This window comes from Sulfitobacter sp. THAF37 (assembly GCF_009363555.1).
Lineage (GTDB): Bacteria > Pseudomonadota > Alphaproteobacteria > Rhodobacterales > Rhodobacteraceae > Sulfitobacter.
In genome coordinates this window covers 306,379-329,300 of the sequence record NZ_CP045372.1, presented here as the reverse complement: position 1 = coordinate 329,300, position 22,922 = coordinate 306,379, and the positions used below count along the sequence as shown (strand labels likewise).

The following is a 22,922-nucleotide window of genomic DNA, read 5'->3' as shown; positions in this document are numbered from 1 at the left end:
TCAAGCTTTTTTCCGAGGAATTTTTCATGGCTGTGAACGACGGGTTGTCAATCGGGGCGCTGGCAGATCGGACCGGGCTGGCGGTATCCGCCATCCGGTACTACGAAGCGCAGGGCCTGATACGTCCCTGGCGCAATGCCGGGGGCCAGCGGCGGTTTCAGCGGGCCGACCTGCGGCGGCTGAGTTTCGTCATGATCGCGCAGCAGTTCGGCTTTACCCTGCCGCAGATCAAGGCAGAGCTGGACCGGCTGCCAGGGGGGCGAACGCCGACCAAGGCGGACTGGGCGCAGATCAGCGCCGGGTTCCGGGCCGCGCTGGATCAGCGGATCGACGCGATGACGCAGCTGCGTGACAACCTGGACAGCTGCATCGGCTGCGGGTGTCTCAGCCTGGACAGTTGCGCGCTCTACAACCCCGCGGATCGGGCAGCGGACCGCGGGCAGGGGCCGCGCTATCTGATGGGTGATCGCCCGGAAGGCTGATCACCGGGAGGCGGAAACGGGAACATGCGGCGTGACAACGCGTTGCCACCCCGTGGCGCGCTGATTTGCGCGAAATTTCACCCCACGTCCCGATTGCAAAGGCGCGTGGCGTGGTTTAGCCACTTTGAAACTTTTATGTTGCCTTGGAGGGAGCGCCGAGCATGGCCGAGATCGAACGCGAAGCAATGGAATACGACGTGGTGATCGTGGGCGCGGGGCCAGCGGGTCTTTCCGCTGCGATCCGGCTGAAACAGCTTGATGCCGACTGCAATGTCGTGGTGCTCGAAAAGGGATCGGAAGTCGGCGCGCACATCCTGTCGGGCGCTGTGCTGGACCCTTGCGGCCTTGATGCGCTGATCCCGGACTGGAAGGAAAAGGGCGCACCGGTGACGGTGCCGGTCAAGGAAGACAACTTTTACATGCTGGGCGAGGCGGGCAAGGTGCGGGTGCCGAATTTTCCCATGCCGCCGCTGATGAACAACCACGGCAATTATATCGTGTCCATGGGCAACGTCTGCCGCTGGATGGCCGAACAGGCCGAGGAACTGGGCGTCGAGGTGTTCCCCGGCATGGCCTGTTCCGAACTGGTCTTTGGTGAAAACGGCGAGGTCAAGGGCGTCGTCGCGGGCGAGATGGGGATCGGTCCCGACGGCGAGCCCGGCCCCAGCTACGAGCCGGGGATGGAGCTGCACGGCAAGTATGTCTTCCTGTCCGAAGGCGTGCGCGGCAGCCTGTCCAAGCAGGTGATCGCCAAGTATGGCCTGGACGAGGGCAAGGAGCCGCAGAAATACGGCCTCGGCATGAAGGAAATCTGGGAGATCGACCCCGAAAAGCACCGTGAAGGCACGGTGACACACACCATGGGCTGGCCGCTGGGCAAGAACGCGGGTGGCGGATCCTTCATCTACCATCTCGACAACAACCAGGTTTACGTCGGTTTCGTCGTTCACCTTGGCTACAAGAACCCGCATGTCTTTCCCTACATGGAATTCCAGCGGTTCAAACATCATCCGATGGTCAAGGAATTGCTCGAAGGCGGCAAGCGCGTGGCCTATGGCGCGCGGGCGATCACCGAGGGCGGCTATCAGTCGATGCCCAAGATGGTGGCGCCGGGTGTCGCGCTGCTGGGCTGTTCCGTGGGCATGGTCAACGTGCCGCGCATCAAGGGCAACCACAACGCCATGCTGTCCGGCAAGGCCGCGGCGGAAGCAGCCTATGAGGCGATCTCGGCCGGGCGGTCGGCGGATGAGCTGACGGCCTACGAGGACGAGGTGCGCGGTGGCGCCATCGGTGCCGACCTCAAGAAGGTGCGCAACGTCAAGCCGCTGTGGTCCAAGTACGGCCTGACCACATCGCTTGCGGTCGGCGGCTTTGACATGTGGTGCAACACCTTCGGCTTTTCGCTGCTGGGGACGATGGGGCACGGCAAAACCGACGCGGAAGCGACCGAGAAGGCTTCCAAGCACAAGCCGATCGACTACCCCAAGCCCGACGGCAAGCTCAGCTTTGACCGGCTCACCAATGTCTCGTTCTCCTTTACCAATCACGAGGAAAACCAGCCTGCGCACCTCACCCTGAAGGACGCCGACATTCCGGTGAAGGTGAACCTGCCTGAATACGATGGCCCGTCGGCCCGGTATTGCCCGGCAGGCGTCTACGAGTTCGTCAAGGACGACAAGACCGGCGAGGACCGTTTTGTCATCAACTTCCAGAACTGCGTGCACTGCAAGACCTGCGATATCAAGGATCCCAAGCAGAATATCGTCTGGACCACGCCGCAGGGCGGTGACGGGCCGAACTACCCGAACATGTGATGCGGGCAAGGGCGGGGGGACCCCGCCTTTTTCCTGTCCGCGTGCCTTTGCTCACAGCTGCGTCATGGCGGGGCTGCGGCATTGCGCTTGGCGCTGGACCTGATAGCCTTTCGCAAATTCCCGATGAGAGGCAGTAGCGATATGTTGAGACTTGTGCTGAGTGCGGTTGCCGTCCTTGCCGCCGGGACCGCGCTGACGCCGCCGGTGCAGGCGCAATCGGTGGCGGGGGCTTATCTGGCGGGGCGGCATGCTGCTGTCACCAGCGATTACGCGGCGGCGGCGCGCTACTACACCGAGGCGCTTTCGCGGGACCCTACCAATGCCGAACTGATGGAAAGCGGGAGCCTCGCCTTGCTGTCGCTGGGAGAGGTGGAAAAGGCGTTGCCGCTGGCCCGCACGCTTGAGGAGAAGAACCACCGCAGCCAGGTGGCCCGGCTGGTCCTGACCGCCGACCTGGCCAAGAAGGGCGACTATCAGGCGCTGCTGGACCGCGGCAGCGACGCCACCGGGATCGGCCCCTGGGTCGACGGGCTGGTCAAGGCCTGGGCCTATATGGGTGCGGGCGATGTCACGTCTGCCATGACGGCCTTTGACACGCTGAGTGAAGAGCCGGGAATGCAGGGGCTGGTGATGTATCACAAGGCTCTGGCTCTGGCGAGCGTGGGCGACTACGAAGGGGCCGAGGAGATCTTTGGCGAGGGGCGCGTCGGCGGTGCCGGTCAGACCCGCCGGGGCGTCATGGCCCATGCGGAGATCCTGGCGCAGCTTGAAAGACCGCAAGAGGCGCTGACCCTGATCCGGACAAGTTTCGGCGCCGGAACCGACCCGGAACTGGATAATCTGATCCGCGCGCTGGAAGCCGGAGAACCGGTGCCGTTCACCCATGTGCCCGACCCGCTGGCCGGCATGGCCGAGGTGTTCTTTACCTTTGCCGCCGCGCTCAAGAGCGAGGACGCGGGCGACTATTACGTACTGCTTTATTCTCGTGTCGCGCGCTACCTGCGCCCCGACCATATGGACGCGCTGCTGCTGACCGCCGAACTGCTGGAGAACCTGGGCCAGTACGATCTGGCCATTGCGGAATTCGCGGCGGTCCCGGCGGACAATCCGACCTATCACGCCGCCGAATTGGGCCGTGCGGGCGCGCTGCGCCGGTCGGGCCGTGCAGATCAGGCGATCGAGGTGTTGAACCAGCTGGCGCGCAGCCATGGGGACCTCGCTGTGGTGCATTCCACCCTGGGCGACATCCTGCGCGGAGAAGAAGACTGGGAGGGCGCCATCGCGGCCTATGACGCCGCCATCGAGCGGGTGGCGGATGACACGCCGGTGCGCTGGGTGCTCTACTATTCGCGCGGCATCGCCTATGAACGCTCTGGCGAAAGCGACGCGGCCGAGGCGGATTTCCGTGCGGCGCTCGACATCAACCCCGAGCAACCGCAGGTGCTGAACTACCTGGGCTATTCGCTGGTCGAACAGCAGCGCAACCTGGAAGAGGCGCTGGACATGATCCAGCGCGCCGTCGCCGCCAGCCCCGATTCAGGCTATATCGTCGATTCGCTGGGGTGGGTGCTGTACCGTCTGGGCCGCTATGACGAGGCCGTCGACCAGATGGAGCGCGCGGTGGAACTGGAGGCTGTCGATCCGGTGGTCAACGACCACCTCGGCGACGTCTATTGGGCCGTCGGGCGCGAGCGCGAGGCCGAGTTCCAGTGGCGGCGGGCGATCTCGTTCATCGACCCCGAAGACGACGATGGCGAGGCCGACCCCGAACGTATCCGCCGCAAGCTGGAAATCGGGCTCGACGCGGTGCTGAAAGAAGAGGGCGCGGAGCCGTTGAAAACCAGCAGCGACATCTGAGCGGCCGGTGGCTGACGATCCCCTGCGCGTGCGTGTGCGCGCCCCCGCCAAGATCAACCTGACCCTGCACGTCACCGGCCGCCGGGACGACGGCTATCACCTGCTCGACTCGCTCGTGGTTTTTGCGGATGTGGGCGACCGGCTGGAGTTCACTGCCGACGGGCCGCTCTCTCTGTCTGTCTCGGGGGCGGAGGGCGAAGGGCTCGATTCCGGCCCGTCGAACCTGGTGCTGCGGGCGGCGGCACTTGCGGGGGCCGAAGGGGGCCGGTTCCGGCTGGAAAAGAACCTGCCGGTGTCTTCCGGCATCGGCGGCGGTTCTGCCGATGCGGCGGCGGCGGTGCGCGCGCTGCGGGCGGCAGGGGGCGCCGCCCTTGATGACGATGATCTGGCCGGTCGTTTGCTGGCGCTCGGCGCCGATATTCCCGTCTGCCTGTCCTGCTGTCCGGCACGGATGCGCGGGATTGGCGAGAAACTGACGCCGATACCCGATCTTCCCGGCTTGCATGCCGTGCTGGTGAACCCGCGCGTGGCCCTGTCCACGCCCGATGTCTTTCGCGCGCTGGTCTGTCCTGAAAACGCGCCAATGCCACAGAGCGTGCCGACCGACCTGAACCGGGGCGAGCTGATCTCATGGCTGAAGCTGCAACGCAATGACCTGCAATCGCCCGCCCTGTCTCTGGTTCCCGCCATCGGCGATGCGCTGGCGGCGCTGGAGGCGGAGCGGGACTGCCTCATGGCGCGCATGTCAGGGTCTGGCGCCACCTGTTTCGGGCTTTTCGATCACGCGGCATCGGCGAAAACGGTGGCGGCGCGCCTCTCGGGCAGGCATCCGCACTGGTGGGTGACTGCCACGCAACTGGGCGATATGCAGCCGCTGTCCCGCGCGCGGGTCAGCTGATCCGGCTGACCACGTAATCGGCGAGATCGGACAGCATCGCCTTGACCGGATGGTCCGGCAGGGGCTGCAGTGCCGCCTTGGCCTTATCCGCCCAGCCCATCGCGTCCTGCTCGGTCTCCGCAAGGGCGTTGTGCCGGTCCAGCAGGGCAAGCGCGGTGTCCAGATCGCCTTCTTCCTGGCGGCCCTTCTCGAAGGTGCGCACCCAAAAGGCGCGTTCCTCTGCATCGGCCCTGGCGACTGCCTTGATCACCGGCAGGGTCAGCTTGCGTTCGCGGAAATCGTCGCCGACGTTCTTGCCGGTGGCATTGGACTGGCCGCGGTAATCCAGCAGATCGTCCACGATCTGAAACGCCACGCCAAGCGCGTCGCCGTAGTCGAACAGCGCGCGCACCTGGTCCTCGGGCGCGCCAGCGATCACACCGCCCACTTCTGTCGCGGCTGAAAACAGCGCCGCCGTCTTGCCCCGCACCACCTGAAGGTACACCTCTTCATCGGTGGCGAGGTTCCGGGCGGCGGTCAGCTGCAACACTTCGCCCTCGGCGATGGTGGCGGCCGCATTGGACAGGATCTTCATCACCCGCATGGAGCCGGGTTCGGTCATCAGCTGGAAAGACCGCGCAAAAAGGTAATCGCCCACCAGCACGGAAGACTGGTTGTCCCACAGGAGATTCGCCGTCGGCCGTCCGCGGCGCTGGGCGCTTTCGTCCACCACGTCGTCGTGCAACAGGGTGGCGGTGTGGATGAACTCCACCGTGGCCGCGAGATGCACATGGTAGGGGCCGTCATAGCCGCACATGCGGGCCGCGGCGAGGGTCAGCATGGGGCGCAGGCGCTTGCCGCCCGCTTCGACCAGATGAGCCGTGACCTCGGGGATGCGCGGCGCATGTTTCGATGCCATCCGTTCGCGGATCAAGGCGCCGACGGCGGCCATGTCCTCGGTCAGATAGGCGGCGAGCCTGTCATGCGGTTTTGCCTTTGTCGCGATATTCATGACTTGACCTCACCCAAGGCTCGACAAATGGGCTTAGATGGCCCAGATCACAGTGATGAAGGAACTTCTGCGCAGCACCGACATGACGACCATCGCCTTTGCCACCGCCCTTCTCAGGGGGGAGGATATAGACTGCTTTGAGATGGACGTAAATATGAGCGTGCTCGAAGGCGGCATCGGGATATTTCCACGACGGCTGATGGTCCATCCCGACGATCACGACGCCGCCCTGAGGGTGCTGCGCGACAATGATATCCCCCTTGGCCTGTGACCCCGGCGGACGACAACGACCTGACCCGTGATGCCTTTCTCGGCGGCAGGTTGCATCTGTGGCAGCCGCGGCAAGGCTACCGCGCGGGCGTGGACGCGGTGCTGCTGGCGGCCAGCATTCCGGCCACAAGCGGACAGAGGGTGCTGGAGCTGGGCTGCGGCGCCGGGACCGCGATAATGTGCCTGAATTCAAGGGTTTCGGGTCTGCATCTCGCGGCAGTCGAACTGCAGGCCGACATGGCCGAGCTGGCCCGCTGCAACGGAGGGGACGCGCTGGAGGTGTTCACGGCGGATGTTGCCGACCTGCCCGTCGCGCTGCGCCAGCGGCAGTTCGACCATGTGCTTGCCAATCCGCCCTATTACGACCGGGGCGCGTCTGTCCGGTCGGACCATGCGGCACGGGAGGCCGCGCACGGAGAGAGCACGCCGCTGGCCACCTGGGTCAAGGTTGCGGCGAAACGTCTCGCGCCCAAAGGCCAGGCGCATTTCATCCAGAGGATCGAGCGGCTGCCGGATCTGATACGTGCGCTTCCGGGCGACCTCGGTTCGGTCGAGGTGTTGCCGCTGGCCGCCCGTGAGGGCCGCGCCCCCGAGCGTGTGATCCTGCGCGCCCGCAAGAACGGGCGCGGCGCGTTCCGCCTGCATCCGGCGCTGGCCCTGCACGCCGGCGCGCAACATTCCGAGGCGAACAAGGACTATGTTCCAGCCGTGCAGGCGGCCCTGCGGAACGGTGCGGCGCTGCGCTTTTAAGCGGCTTTAAGCAAACCTTTACCACTTTGGGCGCTATGCTGCGTGGCGGCGTGACAGAGCCGCGGTTCTGTGGTCCACTTCTCGGACCCACTCATCACATGGAGGATTACATGGCTTTTGACGCGCATCTGGAGACCCTGAAGCGGAAACACAAGGCGATGAGCGATGCGGTGGAGCATGCACAGCGCTCGCCCGGCATTGATGATCTTGAAGTGGCTACCATGAAAAAGGAAAAACTGCGCCTGAAGGAAGAAATCGCGCGCCTTTCGGCCTAGCGCCTTTTCATGCTCGTATAGGCGGCCACACCTGCGCCGCCCGTAATCAGCAAAGCCGCCCACAGCAACGTGAAACTGGGGGCGGCGACCCCGGCGATGACCAGTACGACCGTCGACAGCAGCGGGGCCGCGTAGGAACTGGTTCCCAGCAACTGGATGTCGCCCTGCTTGACCCCGATGTCCCAGACAAAGAACGCCAGCCCGACGGGGCCGACACCCAGGCCGAGGATTGCCGCCCAGCCCAGGGCCGTGTCGGGCAATACCGTGTCTTCCAACAGCAGGTGCAGCGGCAGCGACAGCGCGGCGGAGGCCAGGCAGAAGACCGTGACCGATGCAGTCGGCGCATAGCCCACCAGCCGCGACAGAACGGAATAGCTGGACCATGTCAGCGCGCAGAGCAGGGCCAGCATGTAGCCCGGCAGATGTTCGGGCGAGAACCCCAGGCCGCCGCCGGTTATGATCAGCGCCGCCCCGGCGAACCCCAGCAGCGCGCCCAGCATGTGGCCGCTGCGCAGCCGTTCGCCCGGCAGGAGGCCTGAAAAGATCACGATCAACAACGGCCAGAGATAGGCGATCAGCCCGGCCTCGGCCGCAGGGGCCAGCCGCAGGGCCGAAAAGTAAAGGGCATGATACCCGAACAGCCCCAGCGTCCCGAAAACGTAGACCCGCATCGGGACGCGTCGCAGCGCCGCCATCGTGCCGGTGGCCGCCACCCAGAGCAGCCCCAGCGCGCCAGCGATGGCGAAACACAAGGCGTTGAGCAGCAGCGGCGGTGTCGGTTCGGAGCCGACGGTAAACAAGGCGAGCAGCGCCCACATCAGGACCGCAATGAAACCCACGGCGGTCGCGGTTGTCCGGGTCATGTCTGCTCCGCCCTTTTCAGAATGGTCATGGCATCAGCGATATGGGCGGTCTTGTCAATCTCGCGCAGGATCCAGTCCCGGAAGGCGGCAATCTGGGGCCGGTTCTCTGCTCCCTCGGGGCAGAGAAAGCGGAACCGGCCGCCTGACGGCAGGGCGCAGCCATAGGGGGCGACCAGACGGCCCTCCGCCAGTTCCTTGATGACCAGGGCGCGGCGGCCCAGGACCACGCCGATGCCTGCCAGTGCCGCATCGACCGCGTGGTCGGCCTGCGAGAACCGCGGGCCCGTCGGCTTGACCGGGGGCAGACCCAGGGCCGCGAACCAGTCGTTCCAATCGGCGGACGGGTCCAGGAAGTTCATCGATTCGTCGCCGATCAGCACGGCGTCGCGCAGGTCGGACGGTTCGGGGTAGCGCGCGGCGAGGTCCGGCAACATCACCGGTGTCAGCCATTCGTCGGCCAGCGGCAGTGAATACACACCGGGGTCAGGCCCGGTGCCAAAGCGGATGGCCACGTCAACGTCGTCGCGGGCAAAGTCCACCAGACGCAGCGTGGCGGAAAAGCGCAGTTCGATCTCGGGGTGTTCCTGTGCGAACTGGAACAGGCGCGGGGCGAGCCATTTGGCGGTGAAGGCAGGTCCGGCGGTCACGGTCAGGGACTGATGGTCCTGAGTGCGCTGCGCCGCACGCCAGCCCCGCAACAGCGTTTCGAACCCGGCTTGCGCATCCGGTGCCAGTGCGCGGCCCGCATCGGTCAGTTCCACCTGTCGGTTCAGGCGACGGAACAGCGCGGTGCCCAGATGCTCTTCAAGAGATTTGATCTGAAAGCTCAGCGCGGCGGGCGTTACGTTCAATTCCTCTGCCGCCTTGGCAAAGGACATGTGGCGCGCGGCGGCATCAAAGGCGCTCAAGGCGGTGAGCGGGGGCAGGCGGCTGACCATAGTCAGTCAAGTATACCTTAACTGATGGGTTGGAAAGTCTCGTTTGTGAAAGGCGCGCCGGGGCATCAGATTAGATTTAGACAAGTCGATCTGAACTATTCCAAGGACTGAACCCATGATCGAAGCCACAACGAACGCCGCCGCCCGTCGCGCCTTTGACAAAGCGCATGTCGCACGAGGGGCTGCCATGACCGCTTTCTGGGGCTGGCTGTTTCACCGCGACGCGGGCTGAACGCGCCGCCGGAACGAAAATGGCCGGCTCTTTCGAGCCGGCCAGCGTCCGGTTGAAGAACCGGCTTCAGACGAAGAACTGCGCCCCATTCGCCGAAATGGTGGAGCCGTTGATGAAGCCCGCGTCATCCGCGACGAGGAACTTGACCGCGCGGGCGATTTCCTCGGGCTCGCCCAGGCGGCCTGCGGGGATCTGCGCAATGATGGATTCGCGGACCTTCTCCGGCACCGCCATGACCATGTCCGTTCCGATGTAGCCCGGACAGATCGCGTTGGCGGTGATGTTGGCACGCGCGCCTTCCTGCGCCAGCGACTTCACGATGCCCAGATCGCCTGCCTTGGTCGCGGCATAGTTGACCTGCGCGAACTGGCCTTTCTGCCCGTTGATCGAAGATATCACAACGATCCGGCCGAACTTGCGCTCGCGCATTCCGGGCCAGACCGGGTGGATGGTGTTGAACACGCCGGTCAGGTTGGTGTCGATCACTTGGTGCCATTGTTCCGGCGTCATCTTGTGAAACGGCGCATCGCGGGTGATGCCCGCATTGGCGACCACCACTTCGATCGGGCCGAGGTCGGATTCGACCTGCGCGATCCCGTTCTTGGAAGACTCATAGTCGGCCACATTCCACTTGTAGGTCTTGATCCCGGTTTCCTTGGTGAATTCGGCTGCGGCGTCGTCATTGCCGGCATAGGTCGCGGCGACGGAATAGCCTGCATCCTTCAGTTCTTTCGAGATGGCAGCGCCGATTCCGCGGCTACCGCCTGTTACAAGTGCGACACGGGACATTCTATTTCCTCCGGTAACGATATTTCGATATGCATCTATCAGACGCAATTTTGTTTCAACCACAACCCGTTTAGGCGGCTTGTCATGGCTTGGCAACAGCGAAGGGACACGCGCTGTTCAATTTGTGCCATCGCTGAGCTTTGACAGGTATTTGCGCCCGTCCGCTTCGCCGGCTTCCCATGTCCGGCGCAGCTTGGACGGGTCGGTAAAGTCGATCTTGTCGGCCTCGACCTCTTCGTCGGACTGATGTAGCTGCGTTGTTCGATCTGGGGGATCCGGTCGTAGGGGCGGGTCAGCAGAATCAGCGTACGTCCCTGATCCGGCTGCGGCATCGGGGCCTGGTCGGCCATGCCGCCGTCGATCACCGGCTTGCCGTCCCAAAGCGGCGGCTCGAACAGGGGCGGGATCACGGCGGCGGCGCAGATCAGTTCGGCCAGCTTGCCTTCCGCCGCGGCCTGCCTCGCGTCGACCAGCGTACTCGTCACGCCGATCTTTTCCGCCCAGTCGAAATGGGGGCTGCCGATCAGGTGCAGCTCGGCCTCATAGGCCAGTGTCGCCGCGGTGCCCGTCAGCCGCGCCAGCGCCCCTGCGGGCGGGTGGCCGATCAATATCTGAAATGGCGGGCCATCGGCCACCTCCGCCATGGCGGACGCGTCGAAGATATCGGCGGCAACCTCGCGGTACATCCTCTGGTGCGGGCTCCATCCGTCCTCGCCGATGGCGTGGGGGTCCATGTTGCTTTCCAGATCGCTGAATGCGCTGCACAGGCCATCTAGAAACATCCTGCCGCGCCGGGTGATGAAGCCAGCCGCGGTTCCCGCGCCGCCGCTGACGCCGGTGATGCGGTCCGGGTTCAGGCCGATCTCGTCCCGCACGACGTCCAGCCAGCCGCCCTGCCAGCAACAGCGCGTCCCGCCGCCCGAGCAGACCAGTTGTTCAAATGCGTGAGACTTCGGTGCAGACATCGACAAAAGCCGGCGCGGCCCGGGTGACAGGCCGCGCCGATAGCCCGTTCAGGGGCGTTCGAGACACATGGCGACACCCATGCCACCGCCGATACACAGGGTTGCAAGACCTTTCTTGGCACCGCGGCGCTTCATTTCGAACAGCAGGGTGTTGAGGATGCGCGCCCCCGAGGCACCGATCGGGTGGCCGATGGCGATGGCGCCGCCGTTGACGTTGACGATCGACGGATCCCAGCCCATGTCCTTGTTCACGGCACAGGCTTGTGCGGCGAAGGCTTCGTTGGCTTCCACCAGATCCAGGTCCTCGGGCTTCCAGCCGGCCTTTTCCAGCGCCTTGCGGCTGGCGTAGATCGGGCCGACCCCCATGATCGACGGGTCCAGACCGGCAGTGGCATAGGATGCAATCCGGGCCAGCGGTTCGATGCCGCGCTTCTCGGCTTCATCCGCGCTCATCAGCAGGGCACCGGCGGCACCGTCATTGAGGCCCGAGGCGTTGGCCGCGGTCACGGAGCCGTCCTTGGTGAAGGCGGGGCGCAGTTTCTGCATGGCTTCGATCGTGGCGCCGTGGCGGATGTATTCATCGCTGTCGACAACCGTGTCGCTCTTGCGGCCCTTGACCGTGAAGGCGACAATTTCGTCCTGGAATTTCCCGGCCTTTTGGGCGGCTTCGGCCTTGTTCTGCGATGCGACGGCGAATTCGTCCTGCGCGTCGCGGCTGATCTGCCATTTCTCGGCGACGTTTTCGGCGGTCTGGCCCATGTGGTAGCCGTTGAAGGCGTCCCACAGACCGTCCTTGATCATCGTGTCGATGAATTGCAGGTCGCCCATCTTCTGACCTGCGCGCAGGTTCTGCGCGTGCGGCGACATGGTCATGTTTTCCTGACCGCCCGCCGCGACGATGGACGCATCCCCAAGCTGGATGTGCTGGGCCGCCAGTGCCACGGCGCGCAGACCGGAGCCGCAGACCTGGTTGATGGACCATGCGGCGGATTCGGTCGGCAGACCGGCGTTGATATGGGCCTGGCGGGCAGGGTTCTGGCCCTGTGCGGCGGTCAGCACCTGGCCAAGGATCGTTTCCGACACGTCGGCAGCATCGACGCCCGCACGGGCGATGAGTTCCCGGAGCACGGCGGCGCCCAGATCATGGGCCGGCGTGTTGGCGAATGAACCTCCAAAGCTGCCCACAGGCGTGCGCGCGGCAGATGCAATGACGACATTGGTCATGAGATAGCGTTCCTCTCTGTGTTGTGCAGAAGCGTGTTCCCGCGGCGGGGGTGAATGCCGCGACTCCTCTGCCCTCTGGAAACGTCATATCTCATGGACCCACAGGCGGCAACTGAACCTACGTCTAAGGATCTATCCGGCCGCGTTTCGCCCCAGCGCGGCCTGCCAGCCGGGCCGGGTCGTCGGTGCGCCGAAATGATATCCCTGCATGCAGTCAAGGCCGAGGGCGGCCAGGGTGGCGGCGTCGCGCGCGGTTTCGACGTTTTCGGCCACGGTAAGCATGTCGAAATGCCGCGCAATGGATACCAGCGCCCCGGTCAGCGCCCGGTTGTCCGCGTCATGCGCGATACCACGGATGAACTGGCCGTCGATCTTGATCACGTCAAAGAGGAAGTCCTTGAAATAGCGGATCGCGATCTGACCTGCGCCGAAGTCGTCCAGGGCAAAGCAGACGCCGCGCGGCTGCAGTTCATCCATCAGGTCCACTACCAGTTCCGGCACGGTCATGGCCGAGCTTTCCGAGATCTCCAGAATCAGCCGTTCGCCCAGGGTAGGATCGCGGCCGAGGACGCGGTGGAGCAGGCGGCTCCATTCCTTGTAACCTATGGATCGGGCGGACATGTTGATGGACAGCCGCAGGGACGGGTGGCGCTGCAACGCGGTCAGCCCCATGCGCAGGGCGATCACGTCGATCTGGCGGCCAAGCTCGGTGTCCTCGATCACCGGCATGAACTCCCGCGCCGGAATGACACGCCCGGTTGCGTCCAGAACCCGGATCAGCCCTTCGTAAAAGGCGATGGTTTCGGGCGCTTTGGCCGAGACCACAGGCTGATAGGCCAGCAGCGTTTCCCCATGCGCGACGGCGTCGCGGACCATGTCGAGCGTTCTGCGGTCGCGCGCGCTGACGGCATGGACCAGCGGGCTGACGGCATCGGCGGGCACGTCGGCCCGTAGGTGTTTCTGTCTGGTTGTCACGGCATGTACTTTCCCCAAGGTCTGCGCCAACATGTCCGGCAAAGTGATAACGGCGCTTTAAGGGGCGAATTTGCGTTAATTTTTTGGACGGGGGAGCGGTGATGGAACGCTGCGCATGGGCCGGGGACGATCCGGTATATATCGCCTACCACGACACGGAATGGGGCGTGCCGGAATACGACAGCAGGGCGCTGTGGGAAAAGCTGATCCTGGACGGCTTTCAGGCCGGGCTGAGCTGGATCACGATCCTGAAGAAACGCGAGAATTTCCGCGCCGCCTTTGAAGGGTTCGATCCCCACCGCATCGCCGGATGGGGGGCGGCCGATGTCGACCGTCTGTTGCAGGATCCGGGCATCATACGCCACAGGGGCAAGATCGAGGCGGCCATCGCCAACGCCCGCGCCTGGCAGCAGATCGAGGCCCGCGAAGGGTTTGCGGAATTCGTGTGGCGCTACGTGCAGGGCGTGCCGCTGCAGAACCGATTTGCCACGCAGGCGGACGTCCCGCCGCAGACACCGCTGTCGGCGCAGGTGTCGAAGGACCTCAAGAAGGCGGGTTTCAAGTTCTGCGGTCCCACCATCGTCTATGCCTGGATGGAGGCCTGCGGATTGGTCAACGATCACATCGTGACCTGCCACCGGCACGGGCCGGTGGCGGACATGGCACTAAAGGCTGAGGATCGCCTGCCGGATCTCTTCGGGTGAGGACGGTTTGGCCACGATGGGGACTTCGAACCGTGTCACCATCTCGCCCTGGCGATCCAGATCGCCGGTATGCAGCACGAAGGGGACGCCGATATCCTTGAGCCTGGCCGCGACCGGCTCGCAGGTGTTGCCCCGCCCCAGGTTCACATCGAGCACCGCGGCATCGGGCCGATCCTCCTCGATAAGGGCGAGTGCGCGCTCCGCCGAGCTTGCAGTGACGGGGGTGAACCCGGCATCCGCCAGGGAAAACTCAAGGTCCATCAGGATCAGCGCCTCGTCATCAAGGACGAGTATTCGCTTTCGGCAACCCCGCACACTGTTCATCGTTTCGGGCATCTGGTCTCCTAGTATATCAGCGGCAAGGTAATGTGGGCGTGTAGCCCTTCGGGCCGCCAGTCGTATTCAATTCCACCGTCGGCAGAGCGCAGCAGCGTTTCCACGATGCTGTGTCCGGTGCCGCCGGAGCTTTCGCGGCGCTCCGGCGTGGCGCCCCCGGTTTCCGTCCATTCCAGCGATAACCGCCGGGCCTCGCCGACGGCGGTATCCCCGTCCAGCCGCCAGGCGACCCTGACCCTGCCGTGATCCCCGGCCAGGGCGCCGTATTTCATCGCATTGCTGGCCAGTTCATGCAGGGAAAGGCCCAGGATCGACACCACGTTGGCCTCGGCCCGCAGGCCGTTCCCGTCGAACTCGATCCGTTCCTGTTCGGGGTCGTAGGGCGACAGCACCGACCGGACCGCCTGTCCGACCTCGATTGCGCCGAGGCGGGCGTCGTCCAGCGTGGGTTCATAGGCGCGGCCCAGGGCGCGGATGCGCTGGTTGATGGTATCCGCGATTTGGGGCGCCCCCTCCATCCGGCCCGTGATCGAGACGATGGAGGCGATCACCGAGAACATGTTCTTCATCCTGTGCGACAGCTCGCGCGACATCGCCTTGGCGTTCGCTTCCTCGGCGCGCGCGGCATGCACATCCGAGACGTCCCACTGGCTGCCGAAATAATAGAGCAGTTCGTTGTTTTCGTTGTAGATCGGACCGAGGTGCAGCGCGTTCCAGAATTTCTCGCCGTTCTTGCGGTAGTTCACCAGTTCGACAACGATGACGGATTCGCTTTCCAGCGCGGTGCGAATGCGCCGGACCGCCGCCGGATCGGTCTCCGGCCCCTGCAGGAACCGGCAGTTGCGGCCTACGATCTCTTGCTCGTCGTAGCCCGTAAGCTCGATGAAGGCGCGGTTCGCAAAGACGATGGGGCTGTCTTCGGCATTGGGGTCCGACAGACAGATCGCCATACGGGTCTGGGCCATGGCCTGTTCGAACAGAACCCCGGAGGCTCCGGAAAACTGGTCGTCGGCATGTTTCTCGCGAAAACGCTTCGGGCTGTCGTCGAATGCCCGGTGTGCCTGTCTTTTCTCATCTTCACTCATTTTGGTCTCAACGCGTCGTGGGTCACTGGTTGCCGGGTCACTTTCTACCATCCCACGCTGCCGATTGGACAAGAGCATGACGGCTTTGAGCGAATTAGGTGAAGCGGGGGGGAAGTCAAGCAGGCGTTCTTTGGGAATTCATGCATTGACTCGCCGCGGCGCGCCCGTATAAGCGCGGCTTCATTGGTGTTGGTGGCCCCCGCAAGGGGATGCCTGTCGGGGGAAACCCAGAGGACAACGCCCTTTACCGCCCCTCGGGGCCTTATAAAGGAGAACAGCCGTGACCAAACGCACCGCTGCCAAGCACAAGATCGACCGCCGCATGGGCGAAAACATCTGGGGCCGTCCGAAGTCCCCGGTCAACCGCCGCGAATACGGCCCCGGCCAGCACGGCCAGCGCCGCAAGGGCAAGCTTTCCGATTTCGGCATTCAGCTGCGCGCCAAGCAGAAGCTCAAAGGCTACTACGGCGACCTGACCGAAAAGCAATTCCGCCGCATTTATGGTGAAGCCGAGCGCGTCAAGGGCGACACCGGTGAGAACCTGATCGGTCTGCTGGAGCGTCGCCTGGACGCCGTGGTCTACCGCGCCAAGTTCGTGGCGACCGTGTTCGCCGCGCGCCAGTTCGTGAACCACGGACACGTCCGCGTGAACGGTCGCAAGGTGAACATCCCCTCCTACCGCGTGAAAGAGGGTGACGTGATCGAGGTCCGCGACCGGTCCAAGCAGATGGTCGCGCTGCTGGAAGCCACCCAGCTGCCCGAGCGCGACGTGCCCGATTACATCGAGGCGGACCACTCCAAGATGACCGCGACGTTCGTTCGCACACCCGCGCTGGGCGACGTGCCCTATCCGGTGATGATGGAACCGAACCTGGTCGTCGAATTCTACGCGAAGAACTAAGCTTTTTCGCCAGTCCATTCCGGAAAGGCCGCGCCACCAGTTGGCGCGGCCTTTTTCTGTTCGGGCAGACGGTAGCGGCTGCCGCTGAAGAACAGGTTGCCCCGCCGCCGGATGCGGACGCCGCTGCGGTCCAGCAGGTAGCCGCGCGCTTCCATGATCTGCCGCACCATGTGGCCGATCATCTGCCTGATCTGCCGTTCATGTATCACGGCGCCGAACCGTGCCAGCAGGGCGGGAGACAGGGGTTCGACCGCCGGGCGGCCGAGGTAGGTTGCTGTTTCCATGCGCAAGAGGATGTCGGGCTGGTGCAGGAATGCCCAAAGCGCGGCCCCGTCAGCGGTATGGTAGATCTTTTCGAACTTATCGGGTCTGTAGGTCAGCATGTCCGGTCGCCTCCGCCGCCGTTTGAGAAAGAAGACATGTCATTTTTGACATGTCTTCTTTTGGGTAGTGAGAGAGGGTGAAGACGGAGTTAACCGGACCAGTGGGCGGGTCCGCCGGTGCTCTTGATCGGGCGATGTGCGCGTGGGGGGGCAGGGCGCGGCACCCAAACAGGCGCTTCGCGAGGCACGCCCAAACGCATCTTGCATCACTCACGCCTTCCCATGGAGCGGCTTCAGGACAGGCCGGGTGGCCGCCTTTTCGAAACGCCAAAGAAGACATGTCATTTTTGACATGTCTTCTTTTGAGGATGGGAAAGCCGGACCGCCGCGTGTAGAAAGCCTTCCCAATGGAGGACCCACCGATGCAAGTACCGTTCAAGACCACCCGTATGCTGAACTTCGGCGACTGCGACATATCCGGCACCGCCTATTTTCCGTCCTACCTCAACATTCTCAACGGTGTGAACGAAGAATTCTGGCTGCATCTCGGATGGCCCTGGCACCGCATCATCTGGGAGGAACGCTGGGGCACGCCGACGGTCCACCTGTCCTCGGACTTTTCCAGCCCTTCGTTCTTCGGCGAAGAGCTGACCTTCGAAGTCCACGTCAGGAAAGTCGGTCGCTCTTCGGTCACGATGTACCACGAGATCAGCTGCAACGGCGAGAAACGCTGGTCCAGCACCCAGGTCCTGGCGGCCTCGGACCTCGACAAGCACATCTCCATCCCTTGGCCGGACGATGTTCGGCAGGCGCTGGAGGCTTGCCTGCCAAAAGGCGACAGCCCGCAGGATTGACCCCGCGGCACAGGTCATGCATCACCGGGCTGACCCGCCAAAGCAAGAGGACCTCGCCATGACAACATACCCCACCTACGGGCGCATCGACGGCCCCGTCGTGATCATCGGCTTCGGCTCCATCGGGCGGGGCACGCTGCCTCTGATCGAACGGCATTTCGATTACGACGCCGATCAGCTGGTGGTGATCGAGCCGGACGCAGGCGTGCACACCTTTCTCAGCCAGCGCAAGATCCGCCACATCGCTGAAAAGGTCACGCGGGATAATTACCGCGACCTGCTGGGCGACCTGTTCAAGGATGGCAAGGGGTTCTGTGTGAACCTCAGCGTGGATACCTCCAGCCTGGATATCATGAAATACTGCCGCGAGCTGGGGGTGCTCTATATCGACACGGTGGTGGAGCCGTGGGAAGGGTTCTACTTCGAAACCCAGAACAACGCGGAGCGGACGAACTACGCCCTGCGCCAGCGGGTCCGGGATGAGGCCGCGGCCAACCCCGGCGGCCCGACGGCCGTGTCCTGCTGCGGGGCCAATCCGGGGATGGTCAGCTGGTTCGTGAAAGAGGCGCTGCTGACGCTGGCGCGCGACACGGGCAGGGACCTGACCACGCCGGAAACGCGCGCGGGCTGGGCGACGCTGATGCAGTCTCTGGGGGTCAAGGGCGTGCACATCGCCGAGCGCGACACGCAGGCCCGCCGCATGCCCCGCCCCCGCGGGACCTTCGTCAATACCTGGTCGGTGGAGGGTTTCATCGCCGAAGGGTTCCAGCCTGCCGAACTGGGCTGGGGCACGCATGAGACCTGGATGCCCGAGAACGCGCACAGCTATGACAGCGGCTGTCAGGCGGCGATCTGGTTCGAACGTCCCGGCGCGATCACACGGGTTCACACCTGGTGCCCCACGCCGGGGCCGCAGTTTGGCTTTCTCGTGACCCATAACGAGGCCGTGTCGATATCGGATTACTACACCGTGGGCGAGGCCGCCGCGCCGGAGTTCCGCCCCACCTGCCACTACGCCTATCACCCGTCCGACGACGCGGTGCTGTCCCTGCACGAGATGTTCGGCTCGGGCGTGACGCAGACCAAGCACCACATCATGGAGCCGGACGAGATCAGCGAAGGCATCGACGAGCTGGGCGTGCTGCTTTATGGCCACGAAAAGAATGCGCTCTGGTACGGCTCCCGTCTCAGCAACGCCGAAGCGGTCGAACTCGCCCCCTATCAGAACGCGACCGGGTTGCAGGTCAGCTCCGCCGTGCTGGCCGGGATGGTCTGGGCGCTGGAGAACCCGACCGCCGGCATCGTCGAGACGGACGAGATGGATCATGCCCGCTGCCTTGAGGTCCAGCGTCCCTACCTTGGCCCGGTCGAGGCGCATTACACGGACTGGACGCCGCTGCAGAACCGGTGGGAGCTTTTCCCCGAGGACATCGACGAGAGCGATCCCTGGCTCTTCCGCAACGTGCTGGCCAGCTGACGAAACCGGTGGTGCAGGCCCTGACGGGCCGCTAGAAGGTGGGCCATCAGTATGGAGTGCGCCACATGACACAGATTTCGCCGCAGCCCGGCATCATGGACATCGAGCTCTACAAGGGCGGGGCGAGCCATGTGGCCGGTGTCCAGAATGTGGTCAAGCTCAGCTCCAACGAAAACCCTCTGGGTCCGTCCGAAGCGGCGATGGAAGCGTTCCGCAGGGCGGCCTTTACCCTGCACCGCTATCCTTCCACCGATCACGCGGGCCTGCGGCAGGCCATCGCCGAGGTTTTGGACCTGGAGGCCGACAATATCATCTGCGGCGCCGGGTCGGACGAGATCATCGCGCTGCTGTGCCAGGCCTACGCCGGTCCGGGCGGAGAGGTGATACATACCGAACACGGCTTTGGCATGTACAAGATCAACGCATTGGCTGCAGGGGCCACCCCGGTCGAGGTCCGCGAACGCGAGCGCGTGACCGACGTCGACAATATCCTGGCTGCCTGCGGGCCAAAGACGGCACTGGTGTTCATCGCAAATCCCAACAACCCGACCGCCACCATGATCGCTCCGGGCGAAGTGGCGCGGCTGGCGGATGCCCTGCCGCCGCAGGCGCTGCTGGTGCTTGACGGGGCCTATGCGGAATATGTCGATGGCTACGACGGCGGCGCTTCTCTGGTCGAGACGCGCGAGAACGTCATCATGACCCGGACCTTTTCCAAGATCTACGGTCTGGGTGGCCTCCGGGTCGGCTGGGGCTACGGGCCGCGTCACGTGATCGACGTGCTGAACCGCGTCCGGGGGCCGTTCAACCTGTCCCAGGCGGCGCTGGACGCGGCAGAGGCCGCGATCCGCGATGTCGCCTATGTCGACCATTGCCGGGCCGAAAACGCGCGGATGCGCAGCTGGATGGCCGATGCGCTGGCCGAAATCGGCGTTCCTTCGGACGTGTCGCTGACCAACTTCGTGCTGGCCCGCTTCTCCGGTCCCGAAGAGGCCGCCGCCTGCAACGCACATCTGACGGCGCAGGGTTTGCTGGTGCGACCCTCCGCGAACTACAACCTGCCGCACTGCCTACGGATCACCGTGGGCGACGAACCGTCCTGCCGCAGGGTGGTTCACGCGGTCCGCCAGTTCAAGAATGGTGAGGCGCATGGCTGAAATCTACGATCGCGTGGCGCTCGTCGGTCTGGGGCTGATCGCGTCTTCGATGTTCTGGGCCATGCGCCGCGCCGGGCTCGCGGGCGAGGTCACGGGCTATGCCCGCTCCGCCGAAACCCGCGATACCGCACGGGAGATCGGCCTGTGCGACCGTGTCTGCGACAGCCTTGCCGAGGCGGTGGAGGGCGCGGACCTTGTCGTGCTCTGCGTGCCGGTGGGCGTCATGGGGGACGTTGCCGCCGAAATCGCCCCCAGACTCAAGCCCGGTGCCACAGTGACCGACGTCGGTTCGGTCAAGGGCGACGTCATCGCCACGGTGGGGCCCCACATCCCCGAGGGGGTGCATTTCGTCCCCGGCCACCCTTTGGCGGGAACCGAACATTCCGGCCCCCGGTCGGGCTTTGCCGAGCTCTTCGACAACCGCTGGTGCCTGCTGGTGCCGGTGCCGGACACGGACCCCGCCGCCGTCGACCGGCTGCGCCGCTTCTGGGAAGGCTGCGGCGCCAATGTGGATGAGATGGACGCCGAACATCACGACCGCGTCCTTGCCGTGACCAGCCATGCGCCCCACCTGATCGCCTATACGATGGTGGGCGTCGCCGACGATCTGCGCCGAGTCACCGACAGTGAGGTCATCAAATACTCCGCCGGCGGTTTCCGTGATTTCACGCGCATTGCAGCCTCGGACCCGACCATGTGGCGCGACGTGTTCCTGTCGAACAAGGACGCCACGCTGGAGATCCTGGGGCGCTTCACGGAAGAGTTGTTTGCCCTGCAGCGGGCGATCCGGCAGGGTGATGGCGCGCATCTGCACGATTATTTCACCCGCACCCGCGCGATCCGCAAAGGGATCATCGAAGCGGGGCAGGACACGGATGCGCCTGATTTCGGCCGGGGAGGAGGCAAGAAATGAAACGGTTCGGGGTGGCCGCATGCGTCGTGGTGGCGATGGCCACGCTCACGCATGCGCAGGCCCCGGATGGTTCGCTGCGCCCGGTGCCACGCGCGGCACCTGCCGTGCCCGCCGCGCCGGTCAGCTCTGCCGATGCCGCGGGCGGGCTGGTCCTTGCCGAGCAGGCCGAACCCGAACGCCGGGGCCTGTTCAGGTCATTGCGCCCGCTCTTCCGGTCCCGAAAGGTCGAAAAAGCCGCCCGCGAGCAGCGCGCCCTGCTGAGAAAGGGGGCGGTCTGCGGTGATCTGGCGATCCAGGGCGAGGCGGTGGGCCGCGTCCGGGGCAATTTGCGCGGCTGCGGCGTGGAGAACGCCGTAAAGGTCCGTGCGGTGTCGGGTGTCAGGCTCAGCACCGGCGCGGTGATGGATTGTACCACCGCCAATGCGTTGAAGGTCTGGATGGACCGTGCCGCCAAACCGGCGCTCGCAGGCAAGGGGGGCGGGCTGCGCTCCATCCGTGTCGCCGCGCATTACGCCTGCCGGGGGCGGAACAACCAGAAGGGCGCCAAGATATCCGAGCACGGCAAGGGCCGGGCGATCGACATTTCCGGCTTTGTGCTGAACGACGGTCACGAGGTCAGCGTGCTTCGGGGCTGGAATGCACGCGGCTATTCGACGGCGCTGCGCCGGATGCACCAGGCCGCCTGCGGCCCCTTCGGTACGGTGCTGGGTCCAGACGCCAACAAGTTCCATCGCGACCATTTCCATTTCGACACGGCACGCTATCGGTCCGGCAGCTACTGCCGCTGAGATCTACCGCAGCACGATGCGGGGTGCCGGGCCAAGCTGGATCGGGCCAAGCGACATCTGCCCGTCGGCAAAGGACAGCGTAACCTGCAGATCGCCGTTCTGCCCCCCGATATTGGCCAGCCCCCCCATCAACAGCTGGGCCTGGCTGCGCTGTGTCGGGGTCAGCATGCCGGTCTCCGAGACCAGGTCCAGCACCCGCTGCCATTGGGCGAGGCGCAGGACCACGTCGCCGGTGGGAATGCCCCGCTCATCCACCGACACGCGGCCTTCGCCGCCAATCTCCAGCGCGCCCCAGCGCAGATCGACGCTGTCGAGGACGATCAGGCGGGGCTGCGGCGTAGGGCCGTTCAGCAGCCTGCGGTCCAGCGGGCGGTCAAATTCGACCGTGCCGTTCAGCGCCAGCGCATCGAACGCGCGTGGCCAGTCGTCGGGCAGGTTCAGCAGGCCGCGGGTGACATCTCCGGGGGAAACCGCCCGCGTCTCCAGCCGAAGGGCATAGCGCGGGTCATCCGTTTCCCGGGTCGCGCTCAGCGACAGGCCGTCCCCGCTCAGCAAGGCCCCCTGCGCTGTGCTCAGCAGGAACTCTCCGCCTTCGACTTCCGCGCGTTCCAGCGCCAGCGCCGGGCCCGGATACAGCCTCAGCCCCAGGGCGGCGTCCTGCGCGCGCAGGCGGAATGGCTGGCCGGACAGCGTGATCGTCATCGGCGTTTCGGGAACCTTCATCGTCACGTAGCCGGGCCACCATGCGGGCGCCGACAGGTCGACCCGCTCTGCTGTCAGCGCGTTGCCGGCTGCAGGGTCCGAAAGCGTCAGCCCCTCCAGCGTCGTCCCGAGGTGCAGCGGGAAGCCTGATTGCACGATCCCCGCCTCCGCCTGCCAGCCCGCCGCGCGGCGGTCCCGCAGCAGCGCCGTCACCCCCTCGCGCAGCCCGTAACTGGCCGCCGCCCACCACAGGCACCACAAGAGGGCGAGCGATATCAGCGATATCAGCAGCCTGCGCATCCAAGAGACCCCTTTCATTCGTCTTGCCGATGCGGTTTACCGGGGTCAAAGCGAAAGGA

General features: G+C 64.9%; 25 protein-coding genes. 14 read left to right on the top strand and 11 right to left on the bottom strand.

From position 1 onward, the window contains the following. Positions 1 to 26: 26 nt before the first annotated feature. From soxR to FIU94_RS01640, 4 genes are all read left to right on the top strand, one after another. Positions 27 to 482 carry a redox-sensitive transcriptional activator SoxR gene (soxR, locus tag FIU94_RS01655; RefSeq protein WP_152464130.1) on the top strand — a complete coding sequence of 152 codons (456 nt, stop codon included), beginning with the start codon at positions 27 to 29 and terminating at the stop codon, positions 480 to 482. Between the two features lie 161 nt (positions 483 to 643). Then, positions 644 to 2,296, top strand: coding sequence for an electron transfer flavoprotein-ubiquinone oxidoreductase (locus FIU94_RS01650; RefSeq protein WP_152464129.1), 1,653 nt, complete (start codon positions 644 to 646; stop codon positions 2,294 to 2,296). Between the two features lie 141 nt (positions 2,297 to 2,437). After that, entirely contained in the window at positions 2,438 to 4,153 is a 1,716-nt protein-coding gene (locus tag FIU94_RS01645; protein WP_152464128.1) for a tetratricopeptide repeat protein, read from the top strand. A 7-nt stretch (positions 4,154 to 4,160) separates the two neighbouring features. Then, on the top strand, positions 4,161 to 5,051 hold the full coding sequence (locus FIU94_RS01640; protein ID WP_254702588.1) for a 4-(cytidine 5'-diphospho)-2-C-methyl-D-erythritol kinase: 891 nt from the start codon (positions 4,161 to 4,163) through the stop codon (positions 5,049 to 5,051). Here the strand turns inward: FIU94_RS01640 and FIU94_RS01635 are convergent. Then, positions 5,044 to 6,042, bottom strand: a complete 999-nt coding sequence (locus FIU94_RS01635; RefSeq protein WP_152464127.1) for a polyprenyl synthetase family protein — start codon at positions 6,040 to 6,042, stop codon at positions 5,044 to 5,046. The two genes, FIU94_RS01640 and FIU94_RS01635, sit on opposite strands and share 8 nt — an antisense overlap. Positions 6,043 to 6,097: 55 nt before the next feature. Between FIU94_RS01635 and FIU94_RS01630 the strand changes: the two genes are divergently transcribed. The 3 genes from FIU94_RS01630 to FIU94_RS01620 all read left to right on the top strand — a co-directional run bounded on the left by FIU94_RS01630 (position 6,098) and on the right by FIU94_RS01620 (position 7,337). Further along, on the top strand, positions 6,098 to 6,313 hold the full coding sequence (locus FIU94_RS01630) for a DUF2007 domain-containing protein (protein WP_152466909.1): 216 nt from the start codon (positions 6,098 to 6,100) through the stop codon (positions 6,311 to 6,313). Further along, complete coding sequence (locus tag FIU94_RS01625) at positions 6,310 to 7,062, top strand: tRNA1(Val) (adenine(37)-N6)-methyltransferase (RefSeq protein ID WP_152464126.1); 753 nt, start codon at positions 6,310 to 6,312, stop codon at positions 7,060 to 7,062. The genes FIU94_RS01630 and FIU94_RS01625 overlap by 4 nt, the downstream gene beginning before the upstream one ends. Positions 7,063 to 7,172: 110 nt before the next feature. Then, on the top strand, positions 7,173 to 7,337 hold the full coding sequence (locus FIU94_RS01620; RefSeq protein ID WP_152464125.1) for a YdcH family protein: 165 nt from the start codon (positions 7,173 to 7,175) through the stop codon (positions 7,335 to 7,337). Here the strand turns inward: FIU94_RS01620 and FIU94_RS01615 are convergent. The 6 genes from FIU94_RS01615 to FIU94_RS01590 form a co-directional block, all read right to left on the bottom strand. Next, positions 7,334 to 8,200, bottom strand: coding sequence for a DMT family transporter (locus FIU94_RS01615; protein ID WP_152464124.1), 867 nt, complete (start codon positions 8,198 to 8,200; stop codon positions 7,334 to 7,336). The two genes, FIU94_RS01620 and FIU94_RS01615, sit on opposite strands and share 4 nt — an antisense overlap. Then, positions 8,197 to 9,138: a transcriptional regulator GcvA gene (locus FIU94_RS01610; protein WP_152464123.1), complete on the bottom strand. Its 942-nt coding sequence runs from the start codon at positions 9,136 to 9,138 to the stop codon at positions 8,197 to 8,199. The genes FIU94_RS01615 and FIU94_RS01610 overlap by 4 nt, the downstream gene beginning before the upstream one ends. 298 nt (positions 9,139 to 9,436) lie before the next feature. Beyond that, positions 9,437 to 10,159 carry an acetoacetyl-CoA reductase gene (gene phbB / locus FIU94_RS01605; protein WP_152464122.1) on the bottom strand — a complete coding sequence of 241 codons (723 nt, stop codon included), beginning with the start codon at positions 10,157 to 10,159 and terminating at the stop codon, positions 9,437 to 9,439. Positions 10,160 to 10,197: 38 nt separating this feature from the next. Further along, positions 10,198 to 11,124 (bottom strand): patatin-like phospholipase family protein, encoded by a 927-nt coding sequence (locus tag FIU94_RS01600; RefSeq protein ID WP_368407139.1) that lies wholly within the window; start codon positions 11,122 to 11,124, stop codon positions 10,198 to 10,200. 48 nt (positions 11,125 to 11,172) lie between these two features. Beyond that, entirely contained in the window at positions 11,173 to 12,348 is a 1,176-nt protein-coding gene (locus FIU94_RS01595) for an acetyl-CoA C-acetyltransferase (protein WP_152464121.1), read from the bottom strand. Positions 12,349 to 12,480: 132 nt separating this feature from the next. Then, complete coding sequence (locus FIU94_RS01590; RefSeq protein WP_254702587.1) at positions 12,481 to 13,323, bottom strand: EAL domain-containing protein; 843 nt, start codon at positions 13,321 to 13,323, stop codon at positions 12,481 to 12,483. Between the two features lie 101 nt (positions 13,324 to 13,424). On the opposite strand from FIU94_RS01590, the gene FIU94_RS01585 reads away from it, so the two are divergent. Further along, positions 13,425 to 14,027 carry a DNA-3-methyladenine glycosylase I gene (locus FIU94_RS01585; RefSeq protein ID WP_152464119.1) on the top strand — a complete coding sequence of 201 codons (603 nt, stop codon included), beginning with the start codon at positions 13,425 to 13,427 and terminating at the stop codon, positions 14,025 to 14,027. Here the strand turns inward: FIU94_RS01585 and FIU94_RS01580 are convergent. Next, positions 13,989 to 14,363: a response regulator gene (locus FIU94_RS01580; RefSeq protein WP_152464118.1), complete on the bottom strand. Its 375-nt coding sequence runs from the start codon at positions 14,361 to 14,363 to the stop codon at positions 13,989 to 13,991. The genes FIU94_RS01585 and FIU94_RS01580 overlap by 39 nt on opposite strands. A gap of 8 nt (positions 14,364 to 14,371) precedes the next feature. Beyond that, positions 14,372 to 15,448: a PAS domain-containing protein gene (locus FIU94_RS01575; RefSeq protein ID WP_152464117.1), complete on the bottom strand. Its 1,077-nt coding sequence runs from the start codon at positions 15,446 to 15,448 to the stop codon at positions 14,372 to 14,374. 280 nt (positions 15,449 to 15,728) lie between these two features. Between FIU94_RS01575 and rpsD the strand changes: the two genes are divergently transcribed. Beyond that, a complete protein-coding gene (rpsD, locus tag FIU94_RS01570) occupies positions 15,729 to 16,349 on the top strand; it encodes a 30S ribosomal protein S4 (RefSeq protein ID WP_152464116.1) in 621 nt (206 codons plus the stop codon). On the opposite strand, the gene FIU94_RS01565 is transcribed toward rpsD, so the two are convergent. Beyond that, positions 16,346 to 16,732 (bottom strand): hypothetical protein, encoded by a 387-nt coding sequence (locus FIU94_RS01565; protein WP_152464115.1) that lies wholly within the window; start codon positions 16,730 to 16,732, stop codon positions 16,346 to 16,348. The two genes, rpsD and FIU94_RS01565, sit on opposite strands and share 4 nt — an antisense overlap. 362 nt (positions 16,733 to 17,094) lie before the next feature. Here FIU94_RS01565 and FIU94_RS01560 point away from each other — a divergent pair, with 362 nt between their 5' ends. The 5 genes from FIU94_RS01560 (at position 17,095) to FIU94_RS01540 (ending at position 21,861) form a co-directional block, all read left to right on the top strand. Next, a complete protein-coding gene (locus FIU94_RS01560) occupies positions 17,095 to 17,526 on the top strand; it encodes a thioesterase family protein (RefSeq protein ID WP_216643255.1) in 432 nt (143 codons plus the stop codon). A 58-nt stretch (positions 17,527 to 17,584) separates the two neighbouring features. After that, positions 17,585 to 19,003, top strand: coding sequence for a homospermidine synthase (locus tag FIU94_RS01555; RefSeq protein WP_152464114.1), 1,419 nt, complete (start codon positions 17,585 to 17,587; stop codon positions 19,001 to 19,003). Between the two features lie 65 nt (positions 19,004 to 19,068). Beyond that, positions 19,069 to 20,160, top strand: a complete 1,092-nt coding sequence (hisC, locus tag FIU94_RS01550; protein WP_152464113.1) for a histidinol-phosphate transaminase — start codon at positions 19,069 to 19,071, stop codon at positions 20,158 to 20,160. Beyond that, the gene (locus FIU94_RS01545; RefSeq protein WP_152464112.1) at positions 20,153 to 21,073 is read left to right on the top strand and encodes a prephenate/arogenate dehydrogenase family protein; all 921 of its coding nucleotides are present in this window, start codon (positions 20,153 to 20,155) and stop codon (positions 21,071 to 21,073) included. The genes hisC and FIU94_RS01545 overlap by 8 nt, the downstream gene beginning before the upstream one ends. Beyond that, positions 21,070 to 21,861, top strand: coding sequence for an extensin family protein (locus FIU94_RS01540; protein WP_152464111.1), 792 nt, complete (start codon positions 21,070 to 21,072; stop codon positions 21,859 to 21,861). Before FIU94_RS01545 ends, FIU94_RS01540 begins: the two co-directional genes overlap by 4 nt. Before the next feature lie 3 nt (positions 21,862 to 21,864). On the opposite strand, the gene FIU94_RS01535 is transcribed toward FIU94_RS01540, so the two are convergent. Continuing rightward, entirely contained in the window at positions 21,865 to 22,863 is a 999-nt protein-coding gene (locus tag FIU94_RS01535; protein ID WP_172975827.1) for a DUF2125 domain-containing protein, read from the bottom strand. Between the last annotated feature and the right edge of the window lie 59 nt (positions 22,864 to 22,922).

What these genes read in the sequence shown, in the direction of transcription:
- FIU94_RS01565 (WP_152464115.1), bottom strand. Translation starts at nt 16,732, where the DNA reads ATGCTGACCTACAGACCCGATAAGTTCGAAAAGATCTACCATACCGCT.
- FIU94_RS01575 (WP_152464117.1), bottom strand. Translation starts at nt 15,448, where the DNA reads ATGAGTGAAGATGAGAAAAGACAGGCACACCGGGCATTCGACGACAGC.
- FIU94_RS01535 (WP_172975827.1), bottom strand. Translation starts at nt 22,863, where the DNA reads ATGCGCAGGCTGCTGATATCGCTGATATCGCTCGCCCTCTTGTGGTGC.
- FIU94_RS01600 (WP_368407139.1), bottom strand. Translation starts at nt 11,124, where the DNA reads ATGTCTGCACCGAAGTCTCACGCATTTGAACAACTGGTCTGCTCGGGC.
- soxR (WP_152464130.1), top strand. Translation starts at nt 27, where the DNA reads ATGGCTGTGAACGACGGGTTGTCAATCGGGGCGCTGGCAGATCGGACC.
- FIU94_RS01630 (WP_152466909.1), top strand. Translation starts at nt 6,098, where the DNA reads ATGAAGGAACTTCTGCGCAGCACCGACATGACGACCATCGCCTTTGCC.
- FIU94_RS01645 (WP_152464128.1), top strand. Translation starts at nt 2,438, where the DNA reads ATGTTGAGACTTGTGCTGAGTGCGGTTGCCGTCCTTGCCGCCGGGACC.
- FIU94_RS01545 (WP_152464112.1), top strand. Translation starts at nt 20,153, where the DNA reads ATGGCTGAAATCTACGATCGCGTGGCGCTCGTCGGTCTGGGGCTGATC.
- FIU94_RS01580 (WP_152464118.1), bottom strand. Translation starts at nt 14,363, where the DNA reads ATGCCCGAAACGATGAACAGTGTGCGGGGTTGCCGAAAGCGAATACTC.
- FIU94_RS01555 (WP_152464114.1), top strand. Translation starts at nt 17,585, where the DNA reads ATGACAACATACCCCACCTACGGGCGCATCGACGGCCCCGTCGTGATC.
- FIU94_RS01635 (WP_152464127.1), bottom strand. Translation starts at nt 6,042, where the DNA reads ATGAATATCGCGACAAAGGCAAAACCGCATGACAGGCTCGCCGCCTAT.
- hisC (WP_152464113.1), top strand. Translation starts at nt 19,069, where the DNA reads ATGACACAGATTTCGCCGCAGCCCGGCATCATGGACATCGAGCTCTAC.
- FIU94_RS01620 (WP_152464125.1), top strand. Translation starts at nt 7,173, where the DNA reads ATGGCTTTTGACGCGCATCTGGAGACCCTGAAGCGGAAACACAAGGCG.
- FIU94_RS01560 (WP_216643255.1), top strand. Translation starts at nt 17,095, where the DNA reads ATGCAAGTACCGTTCAAGACCACCCGTATGCTGAACTTCGGCGACTGC.
- FIU94_RS01650 (WP_152464129.1), top strand. Translation starts at nt 644, where the DNA reads ATGGCCGAGATCGAACGCGAAGCAATGGAATACGACGTGGTGATCGTG.
- FIU94_RS01595 (WP_152464121.1), bottom strand. Translation starts at nt 12,348, where the DNA reads ATGACCAATGTCGTCATTGCATCTGCCGCGCGCACGCCTGTGGGCAGC.
- phbB (WP_152464122.1), bottom strand. Translation starts at nt 10,159, where the DNA reads ATGTCCCGTGTCGCACTTGTAACAGGCGGTAGCCGCGGAATCGGCGCT.
- FIU94_RS01585 (WP_152464119.1), top strand. Translation starts at nt 13,425, where the DNA reads ATGGAACGCTGCGCATGGGCCGGGGACGATCCGGTATATATCGCCTAC.
- FIU94_RS01610 (WP_152464123.1), bottom strand. Translation starts at nt 9,138, where the DNA reads ATGGTCAGCCGCCTGCCCCCGCTCACCGCCTTGAGCGCCTTTGATGCC.
- FIU94_RS01540 (WP_152464111.1), top strand. Translation starts at nt 21,070, where the DNA reads ATGAAACGGTTCGGGGTGGCCGCATGCGTCGTGGTGGCGATGGCCACG.
- FIU94_RS01615 (WP_152464124.1), bottom strand. Translation starts at nt 8,200, where the DNA reads ATGACCCGGACAACCGCGACCGCCGTGGGTTTCATTGCGGTCCTGATG.